8 protein-coding genes are annotated in these 5,872 nt (G+C 56.2%); 5 read left to right on the top strand and 3 right to left on the bottom strand.

The features are described from left to right. Positions 1-634 precede the first annotated feature (634 nt). Entirely contained in the window at positions 635-1,144 is a 510-nt protein-coding gene (locus AC221Y_RS19275; protein ID WP_486708070.1) for a helix-turn-helix domain-containing protein, read from the bottom strand. On the opposite strand from AC221Y_RS19275, the gene AC221Y_RS19270 reads away from it, so the two are divergent. The 3 genes from AC221Y_RS19270 to AC221Y_RS19260 all read left to right on the top strand — a co-directional run bounded on the left by AC221Y_RS19270 (position 1,102) and on the right by AC221Y_RS19260 (position 3,249). Then, positions 1,102-1,413: a transposase gene (locus tag AC221Y_RS19270; RefSeq protein ID WP_486708072.1), complete on the top strand. Its 312-nt coding sequence runs from the start codon at positions 1,102-1,104 to the stop codon at positions 1,411-1,413. The genes AC221Y_RS19275 and AC221Y_RS19270 overlap by 43 nt on opposite strands. A gap of 133 nt (positions 1,414-1,546) precedes the next feature. Next, complete coding sequence (locus AC221Y_RS19265) at positions 1,547-2,632, top strand: adenylate/guanylate cyclase domain-containing protein (RefSeq protein WP_486708069.1); 1,086 nt, start codon at positions 1,547-1,549, stop codon at positions 2,630-2,632. A 134-nt stretch (positions 2,633-2,766) separates the two neighbouring features. Beyond that, positions 2,767-3,249 (top strand): Arm DNA-binding domain-containing protein, encoded by a 483-nt coding sequence (locus tag AC221Y_RS19260; RefSeq protein WP_486708068.1) that lies wholly within the window; start codon positions 2,767-2,769, stop codon positions 3,247-3,249. A 398-nt stretch (positions 3,250-3,647) separates the two neighbouring features. Here the strand turns inward: AC221Y_RS19260 and AC221Y_RS19255 are convergent, their stop codons facing one another. After that, positions 3,648-4,118, bottom strand: a complete 471-nt coding sequence (locus AC221Y_RS19255) for a cache domain-containing protein (RefSeq protein ID WP_486708067.1) — start codon at positions 4,116-4,118, stop codon at positions 3,648-3,650. 308 nt (positions 4,119-4,426) lie between these two features. Continuing rightward, entirely contained in the window at positions 4,427-4,975 is a 549-nt protein-coding gene (locus tag AC221Y_RS19250; RefSeq protein ID WP_486708066.1) for a hypothetical protein, read from the bottom strand. Positions 4,976-5,429: 454 nt separating this feature from the next. Here AC221Y_RS19250 and AC221Y_RS19245 point away from each other — a divergent pair, with 454 nt between their 5' ends. Both AC221Y_RS19245 and AC221Y_RS19240 read left to right on the top strand, forming a co-directional pair. Next, positions 5,430-5,687: a bacteriophage holin gene (locus AC221Y_RS19245; RefSeq protein WP_486708065.1), complete on the top strand. Its 258-nt coding sequence runs from the start codon at positions 5,430-5,432 to the stop codon at positions 5,685-5,687. A 69-nt stretch (positions 5,688-5,756) separates the two neighbouring features. Then, on the top strand, positions 5,757-5,872 hold a 116-nt coding region (locus tag AC221Y_RS19240), incomplete at its 3' end, for an SOS response-associated peptidase family protein (protein ID WP_486708071.1).

The raw sequence follows: 5,872 nt of genomic DNA, 5'->3' as shown, positions 1-5,872 counted from the left end.
GTCCATACTTGCTCCCACGTACAGCGTGCATTTCAGTGTCTGCTCTTCGGCGTCCGCGTTTCCACCGACCATAAATGCTGCAGATAGTAGAGCTGACAGCAGGATCTTACCGATAATTTTCTTAAACGATCTCATGATGCCTTCTCCAATCTGACGTGCGGCCACGCTCGACCGGTCACATCACAACTTGTGAAATTTTGCTTCTCAAATTTTCCCAGAGAGTTACGCTCGCAAAAGTCTCAAAGTATTTTTTGGTCTCAAGGTTTTTTGTGAGTAACGAGTGTAGGCTTAGTAATTGGAAAAATAGCACATCACCTTCAGGCCACGAAGGCAAGCGATAATTGCGCGGTTGTTTGCCATTGATCCTCCCCCACTGGGGCCCGCCTGTAGTCCAGCGTACTCTTGCGCCATTCGGCACAAACACGTTTGCGCTCCGATGCCGGGACATCTATTTGCCCAAGGCGTCTTGATGTCCACTTCAGCAAACGCCGGGCCGCTTGCGGACGTAGTTATTGCCGCAACCCAGAAACCGACAGCTATCAGTATGTCTCGGCGCATTAGAAGTACTCTCCTGATCCCAACAACCCCGGCAGCTTAGCAACATTCACCGCAATGCGCCGCGCCTCATCAAAGGTCAGAGCTTTCGCCGCTTCAACTTGCTGCGGCGTCTCGCAAGCGTAGACGTAGCCGGATGGCGCGGCCGGGCGCTCATGTGCGAGAAGCCGAGCTGCTTCAGAAGCGTCGATACGTAGCGCTCGTGATAGTCGACGCCGAAGCGCGCCTTGATGACTTTCTGCAAATCGACGCGCCGCCAGCGCACTACGCCGTCAACGGCCGGATCCGGCCCCGTTTCCACGATCTCGGCCAGCTCCACCTTCTGCGCCGGCGACAGCCGAGGTGCGGGTCCGCTCCACCAGGCGTCCTTCAGGCCCTCGGGCCCCCACGCATTGAACCGGTGCACCCAATCCCTGAGCGTCTGTCGGTCCATGCCGCCGATCTTCGCGGCCTCCTCACGGCTCCTCCCGTCCCTGACCGCCGCCAGCGACAGAAGCCGTCGGCTCTGGTTGGCCTCCTTCGAGGCTTTGGCCAGCCGGCGAAGCTCTGCCGCCGAATAGTCCGTCCGCAGCTTCACCGCTGATCCCATGGCGCGAATCCTCCCCGCGCCAAAAAAATCACAGATCAACCCGGCCGGGAATCCCACCAAGAGTCAGCCGTCAAAGCCGCTGGTATAATACCGCTGGCTTCGAGGTGCTAACCAAGCGCTGGATCGTCGAGCGCACCTTCGCCTGGATAAGTCGCTGTCGCCGTCTCGCCAAAGACTTCGAACGCTACGCGCGAACCGCTATCGCCTTCGTCCGTCTCGCCATGATCCGCATCATGCTCAGACGGCTCGCCCGAAATGCCTCATCATGAATCTAAACTTCGCGGATAGGCTCTGAGGGTGCCCTTGTGATATTGCCGCGTAGCCTCCCCTGGGACTTACCGTCTACGCCGTTCCAGGGTCCATCTGGGGAATTTCGGATTAAGAACCAGCGGACAAACCAGAATGAGATTTTCCTATCGTGGCTACTGTCTTAGCGTGTTGTATTTTGTTGGCGCTGCCTGCCTTTTCGTGCTGATCAGGTTCGTCGGGCTTTCGTCGGTTCCTGCTTTCGCAACTCTTGACTATGACTCGCTTAATCTTACTGCCTTTTTTGGTCAGGCAGTCGCCATTGGATGCGTAATTGGGACGATCTTTTACTTTTTCAGTCGAGTTCTTGACACTTCGGCGATCCGACGGCGACCTTACGGTATACTGATCATGATCCAAGCCTTCAGCAACCTGATCTGCGTGGCTCTCGTGCTGATTGGATTAACTACCTTCAACATAATCCTTGAGGGCCACGTTTTTAGTGTATCGGCGTTCAAATCAAGGCTGATAAGCGTCAATTTCGTCGTCATCTTAATTTATTATACGCTTGTCAGTTTTGTGTTCATCATGATTAAACAAATCGACCAAAAGTTTGGCCCTGGAAACTTGCGCAAAATTATCCTGGGTACTTTTTACCATCCGCGCGAAATTGAAATGATCGTAATGTTCCTCGATCTAATGGATTCGACTGCCCACGCTGAGCGGCTCGGTCATCTTCGGTTTGGTAGCCTCATTCAGGACTGCTTTATCGATATGTCTATTGTAACCAATTTCGGAGCTCAATTTTACCAGTACGTCGGCGATGAATCGATCCTCCTCTGGGAGGTCGCCGACGGTATCGAGAACGGAAATTGCCTGCAGGCCTATTTCGCGTTCAGCCATCAGCTCGAAGAGCGAAAGGATTACTACCAGTCGCAATACGGGTTAAGTCCCCAATTTAAGGCTGGCGTAAACATCGGATTTGCTACCGTTCTCGAAGTCGGTGAAATCAAGCGAGAGATCTCCTACCTGGGTGACGTCCTCAACACGGCAGCTCGGATTCAAGGACAGTGTAACTTTTACCAGGAGAACCTGCTGATATCCGAAATGTTGAGTAACCGGTTGCAGTCGGTTCCCAACCATCTTGAAATCGGCGCCATCGGCATCACCAAGCTCAAAGGCCGAACAGAGGCGGTCCGACTATACCGTGTTAGGGAAGCGCCGATGATCCTCCCCCACTGAAGTTCTCTAATCGCGGGTGTCAAGCATAGCCTTTTCGTTAGTAGAGCTATGCTGCGCAGTGATTTGCTGGGTCGCGTCAAGCGACGAAGGAAGCCAGCACGGCAGGACGGGCGAAAGCACCCTTCTAGGTAGGAATGGTCATCGGACGGTCGGCCAAAAACAAGCAGGCCCCAGACGCGTCCGGGATGGATTCAACGCCTGGGGCCCGAGTTCGAAGAGAGACTAGCCCCGTACGGGAAGGGGCTAACATCAACGCGGTGATCGTCTTACCGCCTCGCAAACACGTCAATGCGGGTGGCCTAGGGACCCCTATTCCGGCACCCCCCCTGGGTGCCCAACAGTACCGACTGGGCGGGCGCAAAGGACGTACACGGCGCGTCACGATCGGCAGGCATGGAGAGGTAACGCCGAGCTTTGCCAGAGCGGAGGCCAAGCGCCTGCTTGGGGAGATTGCGGCCGGCCGTGACCCCGCAGCCGAGCGAGACAAGGCGAGGGCCGACAAGGCGGTGGCGATGGTGTTCGATCAGTTCATGGCGGAGCATGTCAGGCCAAAGCTAAAGACTTCCGCGTATCGATCATCACATCGGCCTGACTCGAAAACCCGTTCTCAGGAATGAGCGATCCCCTCCCGAACACGAGTGGCAGCCAGACCACGCTCCCGAATTGTCCTTTTGTGGCGAGCAAGCGCGGCTGTTGGGATCCGCAGGCAGATGTCACGACCCGGCATAATCGATGCCAGGGCGTGCATCTTGCTGAGCCGCCATCCGCTGGCGGCTTAGAGGCTGAAAGACACTTTATTCGTGAACACCGCAGCCGAAGATGTAGCCGCCTGACCTGACGACCCAGGATGACTTATCCACCACTTCGCCGGTCTGCGGATGCTTCCAGCGGTAATCGACCCACACCCCTTCGGACGTGGCTTTCTACTCAAACCATGGCGACCCGATGACTACGAAAACCGTTCGCATCATTGTCATGGCATGTCCTTCGTCTCTCATAGAGGCTGAAAGAGACTCTACTTATAGACGCCACAGCCGAAGATGTAGTCTCCTGATCTGACGACCCAGGATGACTTATCCGCGACTTCGCCGCTCTCCGGATGCTTCCAGCGGTAATCGACCCACACCCCTTCAGGCGTGGCTTTCTCCTCGAACATTTTGCCCAAGGGCAGCCCATCGGCATCTTTGATATCATCTGTTGGGCGTCCGAGGATGGGTGGATCAACCGGCGCCCCGCCATAGGCTACGACCTTGCCTTGATCTCCCGTGGCATATACGAAGACGTAGAGATCCCTGTCCCGAAAACCGCCCGCGTTGATCTCATCAAAGACGGCCGGGCCCTTCTCCTTGAACGCGGCAATCGCCTTTGCGACGAGCGCCTTGGCCTCCTCTGGGGTGCCGCGTTCCGCTGCATGGGTCGCAAGCGTCGGCAGGGAAAAACCGATCATCAATGCAGCGAGTACAAAAACCGTACGGATTATTGTCATGGCATGTCCTCTCGGTCGTCGTGGTACTTGCGGGGTGGGAACGTCCTCAGTCCTAGAATAGATGAAAGAGGTAGATCAGCGCCGCAACGAATGCAGCCTGGGGCCCAGGAGATATTCGCCCCCCAGTACCGAGGGAGGCGCCGGGGGCGAGCATCAAGCACGTTGATGGTCTCACCGCCTCGCAAACACGTCAACGCCTGGGGCCTATGGGTCCCCTATTTCCCGACCCCCCGCCGGTGCCCGCACGAAGGGTGCCGAGCTCGGTACCAATGTCGTTTAAGTGCCATAAGCGGAGCAGCCGAGATTGATCATCTACTGCCCGTCAGCACCTCGATGTTGAATGGCTTGAGCTTTGTGCTCTTTTTTAGGAAATCTGTGACTTGAGTGACCTGCGCCACTGTTGCCGACGAAATGATGCCGGTGGTGCACGTCTTGTCGGTATAGCTGTCCGTCACGATCACATACGGGCCTTTATCCTTGACGCTCGTGCAAGCACATGAAGCCTTGGTCGGATCATCCTTGTCCACGGTGCAGGGCTTATCAAGGCACCATGCCCAGGGTCGATTGTTGCGGCACACTGCATAGCTCTTGACCGGGAAATAGCGGGATTTGATACTTCCGCTGCTCGTCTGGTCTGGATCTTGACAACTTTCAGATCCGAGAGAGTAGCCGATCTTCACCTCACAAGAGCAAGCTACGGTATCTTTTGTGCCGGCGACTCGTATGCACGACGCAGTGGTGCACAGCGCGTAGGTACTCTTGCAAACCGTGAAGTCTGTCTCATCGTCAGCGGACACGCCATTGAGAGGCAAGACTATAAACGCGACAACGAGCACAGCTAAGAGATCATTCCGCATCCCACATTCTCCCGTTGACGGGAGCTCTACCGATCCGCTTCAGGAATATTGTGCCTTAAGTGAGAGCAGAAGGGTACTGGCAGCAGTCCCTTTTCAGGTACTTGCAGCGAGAAACCTCCGGTCGCTCTTCCCGCAAGCAAAAATTTTCGTTTCCTTGCAGTTTATGGGAGCGTAACCACCCCGTTACGGTCTCCCTTCTGATGGAGCCCCCCCAACCCCCCTCCCCCTGGAGGTGAGCCCAGGAATACTGGCTCACGGTTACGGTAGCCTCAGGCGTACGTCTGGTTTGCACCAATGAGCGGACATCACTGGACCGCTCTCCAATGTCCACTACTGGACCCCCAAAAGCGGATATCGGCAATAGCCCAGCCGCTCGCAAGCCGCCTGGTCGGTTCCGGCCATTCCTGTCCCATGTTAGACTTCGGTCCCCGTTGGTCTAAGCAGGAGGTGCATGATGAAGCTCAATATCCTCGCTTTTGCCCTGGCATTTGGGGTTTGGTGGGGAGGCGGCGTGTTCATAGCGACCTGGTGGCTCATAGCAACTGCAACCGCGCCAACCGCTCCCATGCTCCTCGATCACTTCTACTTTGGATACAGCGTCACCCCGCTCGGCAGCCTCATTGGGCTAATCTGGGGCTTTGTCTGCGGGGCAATCTGCGGAGCGATCCTGGCCTGGCTCTATAATTTTTTCGCCGAGCGCGTTGGCGCTTAAGGCTAGGCACAGGCCTGCTTTCGGCGGGCGTGGAACGATGCGTCAAACTCGTTTGCTTTGCCCGGCACCATGTTCCGTGATGCCTATGCTAAGCGGCGCTGCATTGTGCCGGTGGACGGGTTTTTCGAGTGGCAGGCCATAAAGGGTGCGGCCAAGCAGCCCTACGCCATCGCCATGAAAGATGG

Source organism: Boseongicola sp. (assembly GCF_057460485.1).
Note: the sequence above shows the minus strand (reverse complement) of the source record. Positions and strands in the feature narration are given on the sequence as shown.

What these genes read in the sequence shown, in the direction of transcription:
- AC221Y_RS19275 (WP_486708070.1), bottom strand. Translation starts at nt 1,144, where the DNA reads ATGGGATCAGCGGTGAAGCTGCGGACGGACTATTCGGCGGCAGAGCTT.
- AC221Y_RS19265 (WP_486708069.1), top strand. Translation starts at nt 1,547, where the DNA reads ATGAGATTTTCCTATCGTGGCTACTGTCTTAGCGTGTTGTATTTTGTT.
- AC221Y_RS19260 (WP_486708068.1), top strand. Translation starts at nt 2,767, where the DNA reads ATGGTCATCGGACGGTCGGCCAAAAACAAGCAGGCCCCAGACGCGTCC.
- AC221Y_RS19255 (WP_486708067.1), bottom strand. Translation starts at nt 4,118, where the DNA reads ATGACAATAATCCGTACGGTTTTTGTACTCGCTGCATTGATGATCGGT.
- AC221Y_RS19250 (WP_486708066.1), bottom strand. Translation starts at nt 4,975, where the DNA reads ATGCGGAATGATCTCTTAGCTGTGCTCGTTGTCGCGTTTATAGTCTTG.
- AC221Y_RS19245 (WP_486708065.1), top strand. Translation starts at nt 5,430, where the DNA reads ATGAAGCTCAATATCCTCGCTTTTGCCCTGGCATTTGGGGTTTGGTGG.